This window comes from Nocardia aobensis NBRC 100429 (genome assembly GCF_000308375.1).
Lineage (GTDB): Bacteria > Actinomycetota > Actinomycetes > Mycobacteriales > Mycobacteriaceae > Nocardia > Nocardia aobensis.
This window is the reverse complement of record NZ_BAFQ01000064.1, coordinates 1-19,797: the sequence shown is the minus strand read 5'-3', so window position 1 is coordinate 19,797 and position 19,797 is coordinate 1. Positions and strand designations below refer to the sequence as shown.

Below are 19,797 nucleotides of genomic sequence, written 5' to 3'. Positions count from 1 at the left end.
AGCCCGCCGCCGCTCCGGCCGCTGCCGCTGCCCCCGCCGCGCCGTCGGCTCCCGCCGGCGCCCGTCCACAGCTGCAGGCACTGCGCGGCACGGTCCAGAAGGCCAACCGCATCCGGCAGATCACCGCCACCAAGACCCGCGAATCGCTGCAGACCACCGCGCAGCTGACCCAGACCCACGAGGTCGACGTCACCAAGATCGCGGCGCTGCGAGCCAAGGCCAAGAGCGCATTCGCCGACCGCGAGGGCGTCAACCTGACGTTCCTGCCGTTCTTCGCGAAGGCCGCCGTGGAGGCGCTGGGCGTGCACCCCAACGTCAACGCCTCCTACAACGAGGACACCAAGGAGATCACCTACCACTCCTCGGTGCACCTGGGCATCGCGGTCGACACCGAGCAGGGTCTGCTGTCGCCGATCATCCACAACGCCAGCGACCTGTCGCTGGCCGGACTGGCCCGCGCCATCGCCGATATCGCCAACCGCGCCCGCACCGGCGGCCTCAAGCCGGACGAGCTGGCCGGTGGCACGTTCACGATCACCAACATCGGCAGCCAGGGCGCCCTGTTCGACACCCCGATCCTGGTTCCGCCGCAGGCGGCGATGCTGGGCACGGGTGCGATCGTCAAGCGCCCGATCGTGATCTCCGACAACGGCAGCGAGTTCATCGGCATCCGCTCGATGTGCTACCTGCCGCTGACATACGATCACCGCCTCATCGACGGCGCCGACGCCGGCCGCTTCCTGACCACCATCAGGCACCGGCTGGAGGAGGCTGCGTTCGAGGCCGATCTCGGTCTGTAAAACGCTGCGCGACACGACGATTCGGTGACGACATGAAAGTTGTGATCGCCGGTTCGTCCGGACTCGTCGGGACGGCGCTGGTCGCCGCGCTGCGCCGGGACGGGCACGAGGTGGCCCGCCTGGTGCGCCGTCCCGCCGCGGCCGAGGACGAGTTCAGCTGGGATCCGGTGCGGGCGCAGGTGCCCGCACCGGCCCTGCGCGCGGCTGATGCCGTGGTCAACCTGTGCGGCGCCGGACTCGGCGCGCGGCGCTGGAACGGCAGTTACAAACAGCAATTGCGCGACAGCCGCATCGGCCCGACCGATGTGCTGGCCACCGCGGTCGCCGCCGCCGGCGTGCCGACGCTGGTGAACGCCAGCGGCGTCCATTTCTACGGCGGCGACACCGGCGACCGGGTCATCACCGAATCCGATTCCGCCGGAACGGGTTTCCTGGCGACGCTGTGCCGGGACTGGGAGGCCGCCACCCAGCCCGCGGTCGACGCCGGGGTGCGGGTGGTGCAGGTGCGCAGTGCGGTGGTGCTGTCGCGCCACGGCGGCATGCTGGCCCTGTTGCGGCCGCTGTATTCGATCGGCCTGGGCGGGCGCCTGGGCAGTGGTCGCCAGTATCAGCCGTGGATCTCACTCGATGACGAGGTCGCCGGCATCTCGTTCGTCCTGACGAATTCGTCGGTGCGCGGACCGGTCAACCTGGTCGGCCCGGCGCCGGTGACCAATGCCGAATTCAACCGCGCGCTGGCGCGGGCGCTGCGTCGTCCGGCGCCGTTCATCGTGCCCGCCGTCGCCTTGCACGCCGCGGTCGGCGAACTGGCCCAGGAGGCGATCCTGCGCGGCCCGCGCGCGATTCCCACCGTGCTCGAGGACGCGGGCTACACCTTCCGCCACGAAACCATCGGGCAGGCGCTGGCGTCGGTGATCGACTGAGAACGGCCGAGCGGTGGGTGAAACCGCTCACACCTGCACGGACACCGCTCGCGTTCGAGCCCGATCGGCTCGCCGCCGCCGCTGGTTGCGGATAGTTTGAGGCGGTGACCGACATCCCATCGGGTGGACCGCGCATTCGCGATGCCGAGGAACGCGACATCCCCACCATCCTCGCCATCCACAACGACGCCGTGGCCGAGACGACCGCCATCTGGGACACCCAGCCGGTCGACCTCGACGATCGCCTGCAGTGGTGGCGTGACCGGGTGGCCGCCGGATATCCGGTGCTCGTCGCCATCATCGACGGTCAGGTGGCGGGATATGCCAGCTACTCGCAGTGGCGGCCCAAATCCGGCTACCGGTACTGCGTGGAGAATTCGGTGTACGTCTCGGAGCGATTCCAGCGCCGTGGCGCGGCGACCGCGCTGCTGACGGCCCTGCTGGGGCGGGCCGAGGAGTCCGGGCGGGTACACACCGTGATCGCGGCCATCGAAACCTCCAACAAGACCTCGATTCTGCTGCACGAGAAGTTCGGCTTCCGGATCGTCGGCCAGCTGCCCGAGGTGGGTCACAAGTTCGGCGGCTGGATGGATCTGACCTTGATGCAGCGCACGCTGCCGGGCCCGATTTCGGCGGGCGTAGAGTCGTTCGAGTGACCTCCGTCGATACCCCGACATCGAACAGCGGCCCGGCACACACCGCCGCGCCGGCCACGTCGTCCTCCGATTCCCTGGTACGGGAATCAGGCGGTCGCAAATTGCTTCGCATCGAGGCCCGCAACGCGCAGACCCCGATCGAACGCAAGCCGAAGTGGATCCGCACCCGCGCCACCATGGGCCCCGAGTACTCCGAGCTCAAGGGCCTGGTCAAACGCGAAGGGCTGCACACGGTCTGCGAGGAAGCGGGCTGTCCCAACATCTTCGAATGCTGGGAGGATCGCGAGGCCACCTTCCTCATCGGCGGTGAACAGTGCACCCGCCGCTGCGATTTCTGCCAGATCGACACCGGTAAGCCCGCCGCGCTCGACCGCGACGAACCGCGCCGGGTGGCCGAGAGCGTGCAGGCGATGGGCCTGCGTTACTCGACGATCACCGGTGTCGCGCGCGACGACCTCGAAGACGGCGGCGCCTGGCTGTACGCCGAAACCGTGCGCGCCATCAAGCAACTCAACCCGCACACCGGCGTGGAGTTGCTGATCCCCGATTTCAACGCCGAACCCGATCAGCTGGCCGAGGTGTTCTCCTCGCGGCCGGAGGTGCTGGCGCACAACGTCGAGACCGTGCCGCGCATCTTCAAGCGGATCCGCCCGGCGTTCCGCTACGAGCGATCGCTGGCGGTGCTGACCGCTGCCCGCGAGGCCGGCCTGGTCACCAAGTCGAATCTGATCCTCGGCATGGGCGAGACCCCCGAAGAGGTCACCCAGGCGATGCGCGACCTGCACGAGGCCGGTTGCGATATCCTCACCATCACCCAGTACCTGCGGCCCTCGCCGCGCCACCATCCGGTGGACCGCTGGGTGAAGCCGGAGGAATTCGTCGAACATTCCCGCGTCGCAACCGAACTCGGCTTCGCCGGCGTGATGGCGGGGCCGCTGGTGCGCTCCTCCTACCGCGCCGGCCGGTTGTACGCGCAGGCGATGGCGCATCACGGGCGGGAGATCGCACCGGAGATGGCGCATCTGGCCCAGGAGGGCTCGGCGAGCCAGGAGGCGAGCTCGGTCCTCGCCCGATTCGGCAGCTGAACCGACTCCAGCCACCTCGTAGCGACCGGCCGAATTCCGCTTCGGCCGGTCGTTCGTCGCGTACGGGGTGCGGATTCACCACGGATGGGGTGCGGATCCCCGGAACAGGTGACACAGCCGCGCGCCGGTGGGAAGCTCGAAGCAACCGAACGTGTCGACTCCGGGAAGTGAAGAGACATGGCCGAGAAAGTGAGCACCGCCGCCCGTAACAGTTCCGCCGGCAGAGTCATCGAGGCGTCCCGGCCGGACGGTATCCGCAATGTGGTCCTGGTCGGGCACACCGGCTCCGGCAAGACCACGGTGGTGGAGGCACTGGCCATGGAGGCCGGCGCGCTCACCCGAGCCGGCCGCGTGGAGGACGGCACCTGCGTGTCGGATTACGACGATATCGAGCAGCGGCAACACCGCTCGGTCCAGTTGTCGGTGGTGCCGGTCGCCTGGAACGGCATCAAGGTCAATCTGATCGATACGCCAGGATATGCCGATTTCGTCGGCGAACTACGGGCCGGTCTGCGAGCTGCGGATGCGGCCCTTTTCGTGGTCTCCGCGGCCGCGGGCGCCGACAGTGTGGACGGGCAGACGCTGGCGCTGTGGGAGGAGTGCTCGAGCGTCGGGATGCCGCGGGCACTGGTGATCACCCATCTGGACGCGGCCCGCGCCGATTTCGATCTGATGGCCCAGACCTGCGCGGATCTGCTCGGCGACGGTGATTCCGACGCGATCGTGCCGCTGCAACTGCCGGTGTACGGCCCGAAGGGCCCCGACGGGCACCGTCCGGTCACCGGTGTGATCGACCTGCTCACCGAGCAGGTCTTCGATTGTTCCAGCGGGGCGCACACCCGCACCGACGCCACCGCCGAACAGACCGCGCAGATCGAGACCGCGCGCAACCGGCTCATCGAGGGCATCATCGCCGAGAGCGAAGACGAAACCCTGATGGACCGCTACCTCGAGGGCGAACGGATCGACCTCGCCACCTTGATCGCGGATCTGGAACGCGCGGTGGCGCACGACCGCTTCCACCCCATTCTCATCGCGGCGCCGCCGCCCGAGGGCACCCGCGAGGGTCTGGGCATGGTCGAGATCCTGGAACTGATCACCCGCGGCTTTCCCACGCCCGCCGAACACGCGGTCGCGGCGCGCTGCCCGAGCAACGGGGCGGCGCCGCAGGCACTGTCCTGCGATCCCGGTGCGCCGCTGGCCGCCGAGGTGATCCGCACCGCCTCCGATCCGTATGTGGGCCGGGTGTCGCTGGTGCGGGTGTTCTCGGGCACCCTGCACGCCGACGACACCGTGCACATCTGCGGGCACAATGACGGCAACGGGCACGAGGTCGACGAACGGGTCGGCGCGGTGACGGCGCCGTTCGGTAAACAACAGTTCCCGATCGGCCAGGCCATCGCCGGCGATATCGCCTACGTCACCAAACTGGGGCACGCCGAGACCGGAGATACCGTGTCGGCCAAGGATTCCCCGCTGCTGATCGAGCCCTGGCCGCTGCCCGAACCGCTGCTGCCGGTGGCGGTGCGCGCCCACGGCAAGGCCGACGAGGACAAACTGTCGCAGGGCCTGTCCCGGCTGGTCGCCGAGGATCCGACGGTGCGCCTGGAGCAGAATCCGCGCACCCATCAGCTGGTGCTGTGGTGCCTGGGCGAGGCCCATCGCGATGTCGCGCTGGAACGGCTGCGGTCCCGGTTCGGCGTGCAGGTCGATGTCGACGAGTATCGGGTGGCGTTGCGAGAAACGTTCGGCGGCAAGGCTTCCGGGCACGGGCGGCACGTGAAGCAGTCCGGCGGCCACGGCCAGTACGCGATCTGCGATATCGAGGTGGAACCGCTGCCGGAGGGCTCCGGGATCGAATTCGTCGACAAGGTGGTCGGCGGCGCGGTGCCACGCCAGTTCATCGGCTCGGTGGAGAAGGGCGTGCGCGCACAGGCCGAGCGCGGGGTCGCCGCCGGATATCCGCTGGTCGATGTGCGGGTGACCCTGCTCGACGGGAAGGCGCATTCGGTCGACTCCTCCGATGCGGCGTTCCAGACCGCGGGGGCGCTGGCGCTGCGGGAGGCGGCCGCGGCCGCCCGGATCGATCTGCTCGAACCGATCGCCGAGGTGCGGGTGACCGTCGCCGACGATTTCGTCGGCAGCATCCTCGGCGATCTGGCGGGCCGGCGCGGCCGCGTGCTGGGCACCGAACCGGCCACCGCCGGACGCACCGTCATCCGCGCCGAGGTCCCGGAACTGGAATTGAGCCGCTACGCCATCGACCTGCGCTCACTCTCGCGCGGCGCCGCCCAGTTCGACCGCAGCTATGTGCGGCACGAACCGATGCCGAGCCAGATCGCCGCAGACCTGCGCAGTCGCAGCGAAGCCACCGTCTGAGGTGAGCGTCGCACCTGTTCCCGGCCCGTGCGGGGTATGTCCCGCCCGACCACTATCCTGAGAGGTATGGCAGCAGGTAAGGGCGGCACACCGTCAAAGGAAGCGAAGGCCGCGGCGAAGGCGGCGCGCAGGCAGGCGTCGAAGGAGCGGCGTCAGCAGCTCTGGCAGACGTTCCAGATGGTGCGCAAAGAGGACAAACTGCTGCTGCCGCTGATGATCGGCGCGCTGGTCGGCATCACCGTGGTGCTGTTCCTCATCGGCTTCCTTTTCGATATGCAGTGGTTCCTGCTGCCGGTCGGCATTCTGCTGGGCGCGCTGGTCGCCTTCATCATCTTCGGACGCCGGGTGCAGAAAAACGTCTACGCCAAGGCCGAGGGGCAAGCGGGTGCGGCCTGGTGGGTGCTGGACAACCTGCAGGGTAAGTGGCGCGCCACCCAGGCCGTCGCCGCCACCACCCAGCTCGACGCCGTCCACCGCGTGATCGGCCTGCCCGGTGTGATCCTGGTGGCCGAGGGTTCGCCGCAGCGGGTGAAGTCGCTGCTGGCGCAGGAGAAGAAGAAGACCGCCCGCCTGGTCGGTGACACCCCGATCTACGACATCGTGATCGGCAACGAGGAGGGGCAGGTTCCGCTGAAGGGCCTGCAGCGTCACCTCACCAAACTGCCCCGCAATATCGACGCCAAGCGGATGGACCTCATCGAGGGCCGCCTCACCGCCCTGGCCACCCGCGGCGGACCGGCCCTGCCGAAGGGCCCGCTGCCGGCCGGCGCCAAGATGCGCGGTGTGCAGCGCACCATCCGCCGCCGCTGACCTACGCCCGGCAGCACCGCCGCACGCGGAGGCTGCCGAGCGTCAGCTGATCGAGGTACCGCCCACGTAGGATTTCCGCCATGCCGGCTCCCGACACCTCGCAGACTCTGAGCCGCGGACTCGACGTGCTGAAGTTGCTCGCCAGCAGCCCCCATGCCCGTACCCCCGCGCAACTGGCGCAGGAGCTCGGACTGTCCCGCACGATCATCTACCGCCTGGTCGGCACGCTGGTCGAACATGGGCTGGTGCGCCGCGCCGAGGACGGCACGGTCGGCGTCTCCGCGGGCGCGCTCGTGCTGACCCAGCACGTACTCGGATCGGTGCGCGAGGCCACCCGCGAGATCCTCGAGGATCTGGCCCGCGAGGTGGAGGCCACGGCGCATTTCTGCGTCGCCGACGGGGACGACGTGCTCGCCGTCGCGGTCGTCGAACCGCCGTTCACCACTTTCCATATCGCCTATCGGGTCGGCGCCCGCACCACGCGCGGACAGGGCGCCCTCGGTGAGGCGATCGAGGCGTCCCGGCGCGACGAGCGCGGGATCTTCGAGAGCGAGGGAAAACTGGTGCCCGGCGCGCACGGCGTGGTCGCCTCACTGCCCGGACTGCCCGGTCCTCCCGCCGCCGTCGGCGTGGTCACCCTGATCGGGCAGGAGACTCCGGCGATGGCCGACGCGGTGCGCCGGGCCGCCCAGCGGTTGTACGCCGCACTGGGCTGAACGCTCCGCGTAACCTCCCAGCCGACGATCGGACATCACCACATCGTCGGACGGGCGGATGTTCCGAGCTTGGCCCTCAGACCCGGCTGTCGAGCGCGGCGAGCATCGCGGCATCCAGCTCGACTTCTCGCGCCGCCATATTCTGCTCGAGATGGTCGAGGCTGCGGGTCCCCGGGATCAGCAGGATGTGCGGATCGCGGGCCAGCAGCCATGCCAGACCCACCTGACTCGGCGTCGCCCCGAGGCGGCCGGCGATATCGCGCACCACGTCGTCGCCGACGACCTTGCGCCGGTCCGGAAATCCCGATCCGAGCGGGAAGTACGGCACGAAAGCGATTCCCCGCGAACAACATTCGGCCAACAGCGGCTCTTCGTCACGCTCCAGCAGGTTGTAGAGATTCTGCACGCACGCGATACCCGCGGGAGCGGCGTGCCGGAGCTGGTCGACGCTGACATTGCTCAGCCCGATCGCCCCGATCTTGCCCTCGTCCCGCAACGAGACCAGTTCGGCCAACTGGTCGTCGAGGTCCACGATCTGATCACCGGTCGCCACGATTCCGGGCGGAGCGTCGACCCGGCGCAGGTTGACCACCGCCAGCTGCTCCGCGTCCAGCGCCCGCAGGTCCGCTTCCACCGCGGCCCGGAGTTGCCCGGGCTGCTGCGCGGGCACGAGCCCGCCGCTCGTGTGCACGGCGCCGACCTTGTCGACCAGCAGCAGATCGTCCGGGTACGGATGCAGCGCCTCGCGCAGCAGGGCGTTCACCGCACCGTTGCCGTAGAAGCCGGCCGTATCGATATGGCCGACGCCGAGCTCCACCGCCCGCCGCAGCACCGCGACCCCGTCCGCGCCGGATTCCAGCTGCATCGCGCCGTAGCCGATCCGGCCGACCGCACGTCCCGCCAGTGCGCCGTCGCGCGGTTGCGTCATGACCGTCATTCGGGTCTCCCTTGTTACCCTGGACATAAACGGAGGATCCTCCGCTTACTTCCAGGGTAGTACAGAAACGGAGGACCCTCCACTTTGTCCGGACAGCCGCGTGGACGCCGCGACGCCCAGCGCAATCGCCAATTACTCCTCGACGCCGCGCTCACCGCGTTCACCGGCGAAGAGGGCACCGTCAGCCTGGAATCGATCGCGAAATCCGCCGGGGTGGGCATCGGCACGCTGTATCGGCACTTCCCGTCACGGGAAGCGCTCATCGAAGCCGTCTACCGCAGCGAACTGGAACAGCTGTGTGATCAGGCCGCGAACCTGCTCGGCCATCACACCCCGGAGGTCGCACTGCGGATCTGGCTCGGCCGCTACGCCGACTTCGTGGCGACCAAGCGCGGCATGGCCGAGGCATTGCGCGAGGTGATCGCGTCCGGGGCGGTGACCTCGGCACAGACGCGCGAAAGACTCAGTGCCGCAATCGGTTCCGTCCTCGATGCGGGAGTCGCGGCCGGCACGCTGCGCGACGACGTCCGGCCCGAGGATGTGACGGCGGCGATGGCGGGCGCGACGCTGGCGGGTATCGACCGCGAGCAGATCGATCGCCTCCTCGACCTTCTGCTCGACGGCCTGCGCCCGGACACCGCTCGGCCGGGCGCGAGGGCGACCGTTATCGAGCGCGGATGAGCGCCGTCCCGGTCGCCCGGTCGTGCATACCGCGTCGATCCCCGTCGGTGAACAACGCGGGCACCACGAAGGTCAGCAACACCTGCCGCGCCACCGAGCGCACGAAGCCGACCGGCGCCGACGCGTCGATCCGCACGGTGCGCATGCCCAGGAAGTACTGCCCGGGCGTGAACCCGAACAGCATGACCGTCACCACGCCGATCACGAACCAGATCAGATAGGTGACGGTGTTGAGCGAGCCGGCGCCGCGCACGATCAGCGCGGCGATACCCATGGCGATGAAGTAGTCGACGAACAGCGCGACGATGCGGCGCGACATGGGCGCCAGCGACCCCACCCCCTCCTGCGGCAGGCCGAGCAGTTTGCCGGGATAGTCGTCGGGCTGCGGCTCGCCGGGGTGGGCCGCATTCGGGCCGGACAGCCAGGAACCGGTAATTCGCGCCATGCTCCCAGCGTAGGCGTAACGGCGGTGAGGATTACGTCACACCCGGACCGCGCACGCACCCGCGCGTGACACCGGCGATCGGACGCCGCCGTCCGCGCGCGGCATCGCTCCCTCGGCTTCGCGGGCCCGCGATGGCGGCAGCACGATGCCCCGCCGGGGTGATCCCCCCAAAGCGGTTGCGGGCGGGAAACTCTCAGGATCGCGCACATCGATCGGCGACGATGCGCGGTCCTCGAATCGAGCGCCGGATGCCGTGGTGGCAGGATAACGGTGCTGGTCCGGCACCGCATCGTGAACGAACCGTCGCGTGGTGTTGCCCGGGGAGGCCGCCGACCCGTCCAGCAGCACGTGTAACACTGGCGAAACACAGCCTTGATTGCGGGGAAACACCGCATCCATACCGTTCAGCGCTGAAACCCAGCAATCGGCACAGGCTGGGAACCGATCCGTAAGGAGTACTAAGTGGCGTTCAGCACGGCCGACGAGGTCATCAAGTACATCAAGGAGGAGGACGTCGAGTACGTCGACGTACGCTTCTCGGACCTTCCTGGCGTTCAGCAGCACTTCTCCATCCCGGCGAAGTCGTTCACTTCCGACCTGGCCGAAGAGGGCCTGGCGTTCGACGGCTCCTCGGTGCGCGGTTTCCAGTCGATCGACGAGTCGGACATGCTGCTGCTGCCCGACTTCTCCACCGCCCGGATCGACCCGTTCCGTGCCGCGAAGACGCTGAACCTGAACTTCTTCGTGCACGACCCGTTCACCCGTGAGGCCTACTCCCGCGACCCGCGCAACATCGCGCGCAAGGCGGAGGAGTACCTGCGTTCGACCGGTATCGCCGACACCGCGTTCTTCGGTGCCGAGGCCGAGTTCTACATCTTCGACGGTGTGCGCTACGGATCGGGCATGAACGGCTCGTTCTACGAGATCGAGTCCGTCTCGGGTTCGTGGAACACCGGCAAGGAATTCAACCCCGACGGTTCCCGCAACCTGGGCTACAAGGTTCGCAACAAGGGTGGCTACTTCCCCGTCGCGCCCTACGACCACTATGTGGACCTGCGCGACAAGATCTCGACCAACCTGCAGAACGCGGGCTTCGAACTCGAGCGCGGCCACCACGAGGTCGGCACCGCCGGACAGGCCGAGATCAACTACAAGTTCGGCACCCTGCTCTCGGCAGCCGACGACCTGCAGCTGTTCAAGTACATCGTGAAGAACACCGCGTGGCAGGAAGGCAAGTCGGTCACCTTCATGCCGAAGCCGCTGTTCGGTGACAACGGCTCGGGTATGCACGTGCACCAGTCGCTGTGGAAGGACGGCAAGCCGCTGTTCCACGACGAGGCCGGCTACGGTGGCCTGTCCGACCTGGCCCGTCACTACATCGGCGGCATCCTGCACCACGCGCCGTCGCTGCTGGCGTTCACCAACCCGACCGTGAACTCCTACCACCGTCTGGTGCCGGGCTACGAGGCCCCGATCAACCTGGTGTACTCGCAGCGCAACCGCTCCGCCGCGGTCCGCATCCCGGTCACCGGCAACAACCCGAAGGCCAAGCGCATCGAGTTCCGCGCGCCGGACTCCTCGGGTAACCCGTACCTGGCCTTCGCCGCCATGATGATGGCCGGCCTGGACGGCATCAAGAAGAAGATCGAGCCCAAGGCCCCGGTCGACAAGGACCTCTACGAGCTCCCGCCGGAGGAGGCCAAGAACATCCCGCAGGCCCCCACCTCGCTGGCCTCGGTCATCGACCGCCTCGAGCAGGACCACGAGTACCTCACCGAGGGCAACGTCTTCACCGACGACCTCATCGAGACCTGGATCCAGCTCAAGCGTGACAACGAGATCGCGCCGGTGAACCTGCGTCCGCACCCCTACGAGTTCGAGCTTTACTACGACGTGTAAGTCGTTACAGCACAGTCGAATTCACGAAGCCCCAGCCGAATCCGGCTGGGGCTTCGGTGCGTTCCGGGGCTGGCTACAGATGCGGGTGGCTACCCAGAGATGCGCTGTAGACGGCCGGATGAGCTTGGGCGGCAGCGAGATTGCGGCGTTCCTCGGCGGTCAGGGTATGGCGGGCCAGCGCCCGGCGGGCGTAGGTACGCAAGGTCCCCAAAAACGAGGGGTAGGCGTGAGTGTGGATCATGGCTGGATCCCTCCTCCCTGAACTTTCGGTGTGGCGAGGACCCTCATTCTTCCATCAGTTCACCGAGATTTCAGGTTGTGTTCACTTCTGGTTGCCTCGGCGAGTCGGCGGAGGGCATGCGGTTGCCAAGATCGAAAGAGGGTGAGATGATTCGTATGTAATCCTCTCATCATGTCGAGTGGTCAAAGGAGATCACGGATGACCGCCTCCGTCGCCCGCGCCGAGCGCACCGAACACGAACTCGGCCCCCGGAAGCCGATCGAGCCCGGAACCCGCATGTGGGACCAGGTCGGACTGATCACCTTCTCCCTCACCGCCGGGTCGGCGTTCCTGCTGCAGACCATGGAACCGACGATTTCCGCGGTCGTCGACGAGCACTCCACCTTCCGCACCGATCCGATGGGCCGCGCGATGCGCAGTCTCGCGGCGGTGATGACCTGGACCTACGGTGGTGACGAGGCCGTCGCCGAGGCCGATCGCCTGCGGCATATGCACGCCTCGCTCAACACCGTCGACGCCCAGGGCAAACGCCATTCCGCGCTCGCCTCCGGCCCGTGGGCCTGGGTGCTGCACACCGGCACCTACGCCTTCAACGAGGGTTCGAAGTATTTCAGCCGCACCCCGCTCACGTACGCCGAGAAGGAGCAGTACTACCAGGAGGTGCTGCAACTGCTGCGCATGTTCTCGGTGGCGCCCAAGGAGATTCCGCCGACCTACGCCGAGTTCGAGGTCTTCTTCGCCGACACCGTGGAGAACCACTTGGTCGCCACCGACACCGCGCGCGACTACCTGAAGACGATCCGCCACGTGGCCCCGCCCAAGTCGCTGCCCACACCGCTGGTGCCGCTGTGGAAGCTGGCCGCCTCCCCGATCGGCCGCATGCAGTACTTCTGCACGGTCGGCACCACGCCCGAACCGGCGCGCCGCAAACTCGGACTGACCTGGACCGCGCAGGACGAGCGCAACCTGCGCATCCTGGGCTGGGTGCTGGCGCGGCTGGTTCCGCTGCTCCCGGAACGGATCCGCTACTTCCCCATCGCCTACGAGGCGCGCAAACTCGAGCGCGACCGCGCCCGGCTGCGCAAGGTGCTCGATCTGCGGCCGATGTGATCGAGGGGCCGGGTGACCGGCCGGTTTCCCGACCCCGGTTCTGAGGTCTGGACGGGTGGCGGTGCAGACTCGATAGTCCTATGGTGCTCGAGAATTCATCGCCACGCGCCCGGCGCGTGCTCACGCGTGTGCTGTGCGGGCTGGTCCTCCTGTTCGCCGCGGCCGCGCCGGTCACCGCGACCGCCGCACCGGCCCCGGCGTATCAGTGGCGCCAGGAGTTCCTGACCACCCCCGACGGCGTGCGGTTGCACGCGGATATCCTGCGGCCCGCGGGCATGGCCGACGACGTACGCACCCCGGTCGTCATGACGGTGAGCCCCTACCGCAATCACCTTGCGTTTCTCACCGAGGTCTACCCTGAGGGCGGGCCGTCGCTGCGCGATCTGTATCCGGAACTGTTTCTCGACGCCGGCTACACCTATGTGATCGTGGATCTGCGCGGATTCGGCGGGTCCAGCGGCTGCCCCGACTTCGGCGGTCCCGGCGAGCAGAGCGATGTTCGTACCGCCGTGGAATGGGCTGCGGCACAACCGTGGTCGACCGGCCGAGTGGGTCTGACCGGCACCTCCTACGAGGCGTGGACCGGCATCATGGGCCTGGCCACCAACCCGAAGGGGCTGGCCGCGGTGGCCGCGTTCGAACCCGATGTCGATCCCTACAGCTATCTGTACATGCAGGGCATCGCGTGGAAGTTCTCCGGAAAACCGGTGACCGAGGACGGAATTCGCCCCGGCGATATGGCGGGATTCGAACATCTGCTGATCTCCTCCACCCCCGCGCATCCCTCCGATTCCCCGGAGTACAAGGCCAACGCCGCGCGGTTGCCGGTCGAATGCGCACAGCCGTATCTGGCCGGTATCACCAACCACGACGGCGGCACGCAGTTCTGGCGCGACCGCGATCTCACCGATCGCGTGCGCGGCAGCAGGATTCCGCTGTTCCTGGGCCAGGGCTTCCTCGACTACAACACTCGCGCCTATCGGGTCTTCGACGTCTGGAAGAACCACGATCTGCCCGAGGACAAGGGCTGGTTCGGTCAGTGGGGTCACCAGAACTGCCACGAGGGCTGCGGCACACCGCAATTCGACAGTGAGGTGCTGGCCTTCTTCGACAAGTACGTGGCCCGGCGCGACGTCACCGTCCCGGGCCCGCGGGTGACGGTCGGCAGCTTCGACGGCCGCTGGCGCAGCGAAAAGGCATGGCCGCCCGCCGATTCCGCACGGGTGGCGATGCCGGTCCGCCCCGGCGAGTACACCGATCGCGGCCTGCTCCCCGGGCCGGATCGCGAGTACTGGTCGCTGTCGCAGCCATTGCCCGCCGATCAGCATCTGTCCGGAATCCCCACCGCCAGTCTGGCATTGAGCGGCCCGCCGAACGCCACGGTCGCCGCGGAACTCTACGATGTGGCGCCCGACGGCTTCGGTACCGTGATCACCCGCGGCATCGCCCAGGTCGCCGACACCGCGACCATCCGGCTGCTGGCCCAGGACTGGACCGTGCCGGCCGGACACCGGATCGGCGTGCGGATCACCGACGTGGTCGACGCCGTGTGGGCGCACCCCCCGGCGAATACGCGGGTGAGCGTGCGTTCCGGCACCGTCGAGCTGCCGTTGCTCACCGGCATTCGGGATTTCGATCTGACCGGCGGCAGCAGTGAGGCGCTGGGGAAATGGCGCGCCCGCCGGGTGACCACGATCGCGCCGGAGATCCTGCGCGATTCCGGTGTGACCGTGGACTTCCCGCAACGACGAGGAGATCGATGACAGCGACCGGTACTACCGCGACCACCGTCGACGACGCGACCGCGCAGCGGCTCGCGGCCGCCCTGCGCTGCGTCACCGTCTCGCGCGACGACGCCGATGCCGACGAGGTCGAATTCGACCGGCTCGCAAGCCTTCTCGACACCGAATTCCCCCTGGTGCACACGCACCTGGAACTGGAGCGATTCGGCCACAGCCGGTTGTATCGCTGGCCGGGCACCGAGCCCGGGACGGCGGCCGTGCTGCTCGCCCACCAGGACGTGGTTCCGGTCGACGACGAGCAACGCTGGACCCATCCGCCGTTCGCCGGTGTGGTCGACGACGAATTCATCTGGGGCCGTGGCGCGATCGACGACAAGAGCCGGGTGCTGGCCATCCTGGAGGCGGCCGAATCGCTGCTCGCCGAGGGCCGCCGTCCCCGCCGCACCGTCTATTTCGCCTTCGGCCACGACGAGGAGATCTTCGGCCGCGCCGGCGCCACCCGGATGGCGGCCCGGCTGCGCGAGCTCGAGGTGCGCGCCGACCTGCTGCTCGACGAGGGCGGGGTGATCACCCAGGGCGTTGCCGACGGCGCCACCGCACCCGTCGCCTCCATCATGGTCGGCGAAAAAGGCTGGGCCACCGTACAACTGCGCACCACCGACACCGGCGGCCATTCCTCGATGCCCGGCCGCGAAACCGCCGTGGGCCGGATCGCGCGGGCGGTCGCGCGCATTCAGGACCATCCGATGCCGCTGCGCATGACGCCGGTGATCGCCGACATGCTGGCCCGGATGCGGCCCGCCATGTCCGAACCACGCCGGTCCGCCCTGCGGCTCGCACCGATCGCGGGCCGGCTGATCACCCGCATGATGGCGGCGCGGCCGCAGACCGAGGCCCTGGTCCGCACCACCACCGCACCGACCGTGATCCACGGCGGGGTGAAGGCGAACGTACTGCCGCAGCGCGCCGAGGCGCTGGTCAATTTCCGTATCCTGCCCGGTGATTCGGTGTCCGATGTGCTCGACCACTGCCGGCGCGTGGTCGCCGACCCGCGCGTCGTGATCGAGGTGCTCGGCACGGCCTCCGAACCCTCGCGGATCACCGGCCCCGGACCGGCCTTCGACGTGATCGCCGACATCACCCGTGCCGTGGTGCCCGACGCGGTGGTCACCACGGGCATCGTGCCCGGCGCCACCGACTCCCGCCACTACGACGGGCTGGCCACCACCCGATGCAACTTCGCGCCGATCGTGGTCGATGCGGCGGATCTGGAGCGCATCCACGGCACCGACGAACGGCTCTCCCGGGCCAACTACGCGCGGCTGATCGAATTCAACCGCCGCGTCCTCGCGCACTACACCAGCGCCGGCGGCTGATGCCGGGAATGTCGGTGTTCGCCGCTACGCTCAGCGGGTGCGAGCTACAGCAACGTTCACCGTCAAATCCTTCGTCGCCACGGACGTCCTTCCCGATCCGGACATCCCCACCGCGACGCCGGTCGGAATCGCCCGGCTGGAAAAGCATTTCGAGGGTGAGGCGGTCGGACGCTCGGCCACGTTGTTCACCGCCGCGTTCGACCAGCTGTCGGGCCGGGGCACGTATGTAGCGATGGAGTCGTTCGAAGGTTCGCTCAACGGTTTGGCCGGCACGTTCAACTTCGCCCATTCGGCGACCACCGCGGGCGCGGACCGCAGTGCTGAATTCTTCACCATCGTGCCCAGCAGCGGCACCGGGGAGCTGAGCGAGATCACCGGGACCGGCGGACTGGCGGTCGACGCCGACGGCACCCACCGGATCTGGTTCGACTACGACCTGGGCTGACCGCCGATCGCGGCGCGGCGGGCCGATGCGCGACGCTGGGGCCCGCCGTGCGCGACAATGGCGGCGCAGCGACGGCGCAGACGGAGGCAGCGATGACAACAGGCGATACCGGCGAATTCGACGCCCGCGGCGGACAGGTCTTCTGGCGGGCCTGGCTGCCCGACCGGGCGCGCGCCGTCGTGGTGCTGGTGCACGGCGTCGCCGAACATTCCGGGCGCTACGATCATGTGGGAAAACGATTGGCCGACAGCGGTTTCGCGGTCTACGCCTTCGACCACATCGGGCACGGCCGCTCCGGCGGCGGGCGGTCGAATATCGAATCGCTCGACGCGGCCGCCGACAATGTGAACACCATGCTCGATATCGCGAGCGCGAAGCATCCGGGCCTGCCCCGGTTCGTCCTCGCCCACAGCATGGGCAGCCTGATCACGCTGTATCTGGCGACACGGGCGCCGCTGGACGTCGCGGGGATCGCCGTATCGGCGCCGCCGGTGGTGATCGCGGCCGGTAACCCGGTGCAGCGGCTGCTCGCCCCGGCCCTGAGCCGCTGGGCACCGAATCTGGGTGTGCTGCAACTGGATTCGGCGCAGATCAGCCGCGATCCGGAAGTGGTGCGCGCCTACGATCAGGATCCGCTGGTCTACCGCGGCAAACTGCCGGCTCGCACGGCGACCGAAATTCTGCGCGGCGCGGACTTCGTGCTGGGCCACCTCGACGCGCTGCGGGTGCCGACGCTGGTGCTGCACGGCGGCGACGATGCCCTGGCCGCCCCGGTGGGCGCCGATCGGATCGAGGCCGGAGCTACCGCGACCGATCTCACGGTGCTGCGTTATCCGGGCCTCTACCACGAGATATTCAACGAACCCGAGCGTGAGAAGGTGCTCGGCGACCTGGTGCGCTGGTTGGAGGAGCACACCGGCGCGCAGTAACATCCGAGGATGAGCAATACCGACCAGGGACGCATCGCATTCATCCGGGCCAACTGGCACCAGTCCATCGTCACCCAGGCCCACGAGGGTTTCCTGGCCGAGTACGGCGATCTGGGGTATTCGGCGGATGCCGTCGAGGTGTTCGACGTGCCCGGCGCGTTCGAGATCCCGCTGCACGCGCAGCGACTGGCCCGCACCGGGCGGTACGCGGCGGTGGTGGCCGCGGCGCTGGTCGTCGACGGCGGCATCTACCGGCACGATTTCGTCGCCTCGGCCGTGGTCGACGGGCTCATGCGGGTTCAGCTCGAGACCGACGTCCCGGTGTTCTCCGTGGTGCTGACCCCGCATCACTTCCACGAGCACAGCGAGCACGTGGATTACTTCACCAAGCACTTCCACACCAAGGGCGCCGAGGCCGCCCGCGCGGTCGCGACCACGCTCAGCTCCCTGCGCACCCTCCCCACCGGCGCGGTCTGAGCGAACGTGCGAGGATGGGCGACCGGACGTCCGGCCGCCCATCGGCGTCACTTGTAGTTGTTCAGACAGGCGGCTTCGCCGTCGAGCACGCCGGTGCGGTAGGCGTCGAGTCGCTGATAGCCGCTGGGCACGACCTTGCCGTCGGTATCGCTGGCGGCCAGTCCGTCGGCGAGCAGACCGGATACCGCCGCGTCCAGATCACCGGCGGTCAAGCGGGGATCGCTGGCCGGGTCGCTGAGCTTGGTGGTGATCACGCCGGACAGACATGCCGTCCGCAGACCGGCGGTCTCCGGGCCCGACAGTGACAGATGCCGCTCGTTCTCCACCGCGAGCGCATAGCGGGAAATGAACACCACGTAGGCGTTGTAGTTGCCGTCCACGACCGCCGACAGCGGTTCATCGTCGCCGGGTTGGGCGCCGGCGCGTTTGGCCAGCTCCGGCACATCGGTTCCGATTCGGTTCATCCACGGGCAGTACGAAACCGGTTCCACCGCTTGGTTTTTCAGGCACAGTTTCACGATGCCGGAGTAGTCGAAGGCCGGCGGGTGCTGAAGCGGGTAGATCCGCCCGAGCGCGGCGGCGACGGCAGTGAGACCGTCGACGTCGACACCCATCTGGTTCTCCTCGTCGCCCGGTTCGAAGGTCGTGGGAAGACCGCCACGGCGCTCCTGAATCTCCTTCTTGGTGATGCCCTTACATCCGGCCGCACCGTCGGACCAGCCGATCTGCACCGCCGTCACGCGCTCGAACGCCGACCCGTGCACATTCTTCGGATTGTCGGGATCGCGGTCGCGCACGGCGACCGCCGCACCCAGAACTCCGTTGAGCCCGTCGGTCGTGTTCAGCGTGAAATGCGCCGCACCGCCCTCGGCCACATGCCGCAGGAACACTCCCGCGAAGCAGTCGGCCTGTTGTTCGAGCACGATTCCGGGCGTGAGGAATCCGTTGAGCCGGGCCTGATCCTGCAGTGAGTGGCCGTACTCGTGCGCGAGCACCATCACCACGGCCATCTTCCCGTACTTGTCCGAGATCAGCGGCAGCAGTTTGCCGCGGTCCCAGCCGACGGTCTTGTCGATCTTGCAGTAGGCCGCGTTCACCACGTGATAGGTGCTGGAGCGGCAGAAGGTGACGGATTGTTCCTTGGGCGCGTTGGCGTCCCAGGAGATGAAGTGGTCGACCGGCTTGAAGGTGCCCGGGAAGTTCTTGCCGTATTCGGCACCCCAGTAGTCCTGCAGATCCGACAGCGTGTTGAGGGCCAGCCGGTCCATCTCGCCGCCGTCGCCGTTGTCGGCGTGCAACGGCGCGTCGGGCACGCCCGGTCGCGGACCGCTCGGCCCCGAGGCATTGGGCGCGGCGCCGCTCAGTGCCCACGGATTCTCGTTCGTCGCGGCAACATCATGTGCCACAGTCGTTTTCGCATCGGTGCCACATCCGGCCGATACCACACCGAGCGCCAGCAGCGCGGCCGTCGCGGCCAGCCGCAGCCGCCTGTCGTATTTCATCTCGTGTCCTCCCCGAATACCACTGTCGACGCCCGGACCGACGACGATCCGGATTCCGCACAGCGGTCCCCCCGTCTCCCCGAGCGCTCACATCGTAATCGGGCGCCCGCGCGAATGCGCAACGTATATCTCGATATCGGCACGGATGGCGCACGGTGACGACCACGACATGGCGCGCACACCGTTCGTTCAACTACTATTTACCTACGTAGATAGTAGATGCTCAACGGCGAGCAGAGAGGCCGATACCATGCCCCGACACCCCCGCGCATCGTTCACCCTTCCCGCCCTGGCGGCGCTCACGGCCGCGGGTCTCGGCTTCACCGCGGCGCCCGCCGAAGCCGAATCCAGGCGATCGGCCGCCCAACCCGCCACCGGCTGCCTGTGGGCCGGAACCACCCACCCCGCCGGTGCCACGGTCGTCGCGGGTGGACGCGGCTACACCTGCGGCGCCGACGGCCGCGGTACTCCGATGTGGTCGGCCGGCGCGACGTCGGACCGGCCCGATACCGTCGCCAACCCCGGTTCGGCCGGCGACCCCGCCGCCCACTTCAGTTTGGGCGCACGCCAACCCGGCACCGCCTACAACGACTACTGCGTCGGCAACCAACTGGTCGAGGGCACCGACGACGTCTATCAGGTGG

At 68.4% G+C, this 19,797-nt stretch carries 20 protein-coding genes; 16 read left to right on the top strand and 4 right to left on the bottom strand.

Annotated features, from left to right (window positions below; all coding sequences use genetic code 11):
- The 7 genes from sucB to RJ03_RS08840 all read left to right on the top strand — a co-directional run.
- On the top strand, window positions 1–800 hold an 800-nt coding region (sucB, locus tag RJ03_RS08870), incomplete at its 5' end, for a 2-oxoglutarate dehydrogenase, E2 component, dihydrolipoamide succinyltransferase (RefSeq protein ID WP_036500026.1).
- A 32-nt stretch (window positions 801–832) separates the two neighbouring features.
- Window positions 833–1,723, top strand: coding sequence for a TIGR01777 family oxidoreductase (locus RJ03_RS08865; RefSeq protein ID WP_036500022.1), 891 nt, complete (start codon window positions 833–835; stop codon window positions 1,721–1,723).
- 104 nt (window positions 1,724–1,827) lie between these two features.
- Complete coding sequence (locus tag RJ03_RS08860; protein ID WP_269750177.1) at window positions 1,828–2,379, top strand: GNAT family N-acetyltransferase; 552 nt, start codon at window positions 1,828–1,830, stop codon at window positions 2,377–2,379.
- Window positions 2,380–2,453: 74 nt separating this feature from the next.
- Window positions 2,454–3,464 (top strand): lipoyl synthase, encoded by a 1,011-nt coding sequence (gene lipA / locus RJ03_RS08855; RefSeq protein ID WP_036500035.1) that lies wholly within the window; start codon window positions 2,454–2,456, stop codon window positions 3,462–3,464.
- 177 nt (window positions 3,465–3,641) lie between these two features.
- On the top strand, window positions 3,642–5,843 hold the full coding sequence (locus RJ03_RS08850) for an elongation factor G-like protein EF-G2 (protein ID WP_036500019.1): 2,202 nt from the start codon (window positions 3,642–3,644) through the stop codon (window positions 5,841–5,843).
- Window positions 5,844–5,909: 66 nt separating this feature from the next.
- Window positions 5,910–6,653, top strand: a complete 744-nt coding sequence (locus tag RJ03_RS08845) for a DUF4191 domain-containing protein (protein WP_036500017.1) — start codon at window positions 5,910–5,912, stop codon at window positions 6,651–6,653.
- An 80-nt stretch (window positions 6,654–6,733) separates the two neighbouring features.
- Window positions 6,734–7,369 carry an IclR family transcriptional regulator gene (locus tag RJ03_RS08840; RefSeq protein ID WP_036500016.1) on the top strand — a complete coding sequence of 212 codons (636 nt, stop codon included), beginning with the start codon at window positions 6,734–6,736 and terminating at the stop codon, window positions 7,367–7,369.
- Window positions 7,370–7,445: 76 nt separating this feature from the next.
- On the opposite strand, the gene RJ03_RS08835 is transcribed toward RJ03_RS08840, so the two are convergent.
- Window positions 7,446–8,306, bottom strand: a complete 861-nt coding sequence (locus RJ03_RS08835; protein WP_036500014.1) for an aldo/keto reductase — start codon at window positions 8,304–8,306, stop codon at window positions 7,446–7,448.
- An 84-nt stretch (window positions 8,307–8,390) separates the two neighbouring features.
- Here RJ03_RS08835 and RJ03_RS08830 point away from each other — a divergent pair, with 84 nt between their 5' ends.
- Window positions 8,391–8,987 (top strand): TetR/AcrR family transcriptional regulator, encoded by a 597-nt coding sequence (locus RJ03_RS08830; RefSeq protein WP_036500012.1) that lies wholly within the window; start codon window positions 8,391–8,393, stop codon window positions 8,985–8,987.
- On the opposite strand, the gene RJ03_RS08825 is transcribed toward RJ03_RS08830, so the two are convergent.
- Window positions 8,971–9,432 carry an RDD family protein gene (locus RJ03_RS08825; protein ID WP_036500011.1) on the bottom strand — a complete coding sequence of 154 codons (462 nt, stop codon included), beginning with the start codon at window positions 9,430–9,432 and terminating at the stop codon, window positions 8,971–8,973. The two genes, RJ03_RS08830 and RJ03_RS08825, sit on opposite strands and share 17 nt — an antisense overlap.
- A 462-nt stretch (window positions 9,433–9,894) precedes the next feature.
- Here RJ03_RS08825 and glnA point away from each other — a divergent pair, with 462 nt between their 5' ends.
- Window positions 9,895–11,331: a type I glutamate--ammonia ligase gene (gene glnA, locus RJ03_RS08815; RefSeq protein WP_036500008.1), complete on the top strand. Its 1,437-nt coding sequence runs from the start codon at window positions 9,895–9,897 to the stop codon at window positions 11,329–11,331.
- 73 nt (window positions 11,332–11,404) lie between these two features.
- On the opposite strand, the gene RJ03_RS37025 is transcribed toward glnA, so the two are convergent.
- Window positions 11,405–11,572 carry a hypothetical protein gene (locus RJ03_RS37025; protein WP_157121759.1) on the bottom strand — a complete coding sequence of 56 codons (168 nt, stop codon included), beginning with the start codon at window positions 11,570–11,572 and terminating at the stop codon, window positions 11,405–11,407.
- Between the two features lie 198 nt (window positions 11,573–11,770).
- Between RJ03_RS37025 and RJ03_RS08810 the strand changes: the two genes are divergently transcribed.
- The 6 genes from RJ03_RS08810 (at window position 11,771) to RJ03_RS08785 (ending at window position 17,651) form a co-directional block, all read left to right on the top strand.
- On the top strand, window positions 11,771–12,682 hold the full coding sequence (locus tag RJ03_RS08810; protein WP_051024479.1) for an oxygenase MpaB family protein: 912 nt from the start codon (window positions 11,771–11,773) through the stop codon (window positions 12,680–12,682).
- Window positions 12,683–12,798: 116 nt separating this feature from the next.
- On the top strand, window positions 12,799–14,445 hold the full coding sequence (locus RJ03_RS08805; protein ID WP_245552220.1) for a CocE/NonD family hydrolase: 1,647 nt from the start codon (window positions 12,799–12,801) through the stop codon (window positions 14,443–14,445).
- Window positions 14,442–15,800: a M20/M25/M40 family metallo-hydrolase gene (locus tag RJ03_RS08800; RefSeq protein WP_036500004.1), complete on the top strand. Its 1,359-nt coding sequence runs from the start codon at window positions 14,442–14,444 to the stop codon at window positions 15,798–15,800. The genes RJ03_RS08805 and RJ03_RS08800 overlap by 4 nt, the downstream gene beginning before the upstream one ends.
- 37 nt (window positions 15,801–15,837) lie before the next feature.
- Window positions 15,838–16,245 (top strand): DUF3224 domain-containing protein, encoded by a 408-nt coding sequence (locus RJ03_RS08795; RefSeq protein WP_036500003.1) that lies wholly within the window; start codon window positions 15,838–15,840, stop codon window positions 16,243–16,245.
- A 92-nt stretch (window positions 16,246–16,337) separates the two neighbouring features.
- Entirely contained in the window at window positions 16,338–17,174 is an 837-nt protein-coding gene (locus RJ03_RS08790) for an alpha/beta hydrolase (protein ID WP_036500029.1), read from the top strand.
- A gap of 9 nt (window positions 17,175–17,183) precedes the next feature.
- Window positions 17,184–17,651, top strand: coding sequence for a 6,7-dimethyl-8-ribityllumazine synthase (locus RJ03_RS08785; protein ID WP_036500001.1), 468 nt, complete (start codon window positions 17,184–17,186; stop codon window positions 17,649–17,651).
- A gap of 47 nt (window positions 17,652–17,698) precedes the next feature.
- Here RJ03_RS08785 and RJ03_RS08780 read toward each other — a convergent pair whose 3' ends face one another.
- Window positions 17,699–19,153 carry a neutral zinc metallopeptidase gene (locus RJ03_RS08780; RefSeq protein WP_036499999.1) on the bottom strand — a complete coding sequence of 485 codons (1,455 nt, stop codon included), beginning with the start codon at window positions 19,151–19,153 and terminating at the stop codon, window positions 17,699–17,701.
- 250 nt (window positions 19,154–19,403) lie between these two features.
- Between RJ03_RS08780 and RJ03_RS08775 the strand changes: the two genes are divergently transcribed.
- Window positions 19,404–19,797, top strand: a 394-nt coding sequence (locus RJ03_RS08775; protein WP_036499997.1) for a hypothetical protein, incomplete at its 3' end; no start/stop codon positions are given.

Coding starts and splice junctions, on each gene's coding strand:
- RJ03_RS08825 (WP_036500011.1), bottom strand. CDS start 9,432: ATGGCGCGAATTACCGGTTCCTGGCTGTCCGGCCCGAATGCGGCCCAC.
- RJ03_RS37025 (WP_157121759.1), bottom strand. CDS start 11,572: ATGATCCACACTCACGCCTACCCCTCGTTTTTGGGGACCTTGCGTACC.
- RJ03_RS08865 (WP_036500022.1), top strand. CDS start 833: ATGAAAGTTGTGATCGCCGGTTCGTCCGGACTCGTCGGGACGGCGCTG.
- RJ03_RS08800 (WP_036500004.1), top strand. CDS start 14,442: ATGACAGCGACCGGTACTACCGCGACCACCGTCGACGACGCGACCGCG.
- RJ03_RS08835 (WP_036500014.1), bottom strand. CDS start 8,306: ATGACGGTCATGACGCAACCGCGCGACGGCGCACTGGCGGGACGTGCG.
- RJ03_RS08840 (WP_036500016.1), top strand. CDS start 6,734: ATGCCGGCTCCCGACACCTCGCAGACTCTGAGCCGCGGACTCGACGTG.
- RJ03_RS08810 (WP_051024479.1), top strand. CDS start 11,771: ATGACCGCCTCCGTCGCCCGCGCCGAGCGCACCGAACACGAACTCGGC.
- RJ03_RS08785 (WP_036500001.1), top strand. CDS start 17,184: ATGAGCAATACCGACCAGGGACGCATCGCATTCATCCGGGCCAACTGG.
- RJ03_RS08850 (WP_036500019.1), top strand. CDS start 3,642: ATGGCCGAGAAAGTGAGCACCGCCGCCCGTAACAGTTCCGCCGGCAGA.
- RJ03_RS08780 (WP_036499999.1), bottom strand. CDS start 19,153: ATGAAATACGACAGGCGGCTGCGGCTGGCCGCGACGGCCGCGCTGCTG.
- RJ03_RS08790 (WP_036500029.1), top strand. CDS start 16,338: ATGACAACAGGCGATACCGGCGAATTCGACGCCCGCGGCGGACAGGTC.
- RJ03_RS08845 (WP_036500017.1), top strand. CDS start 5,910: ATGGCAGCAGGTAAGGGCGGCACACCGTCAAAGGAAGCGAAGGCCGCG.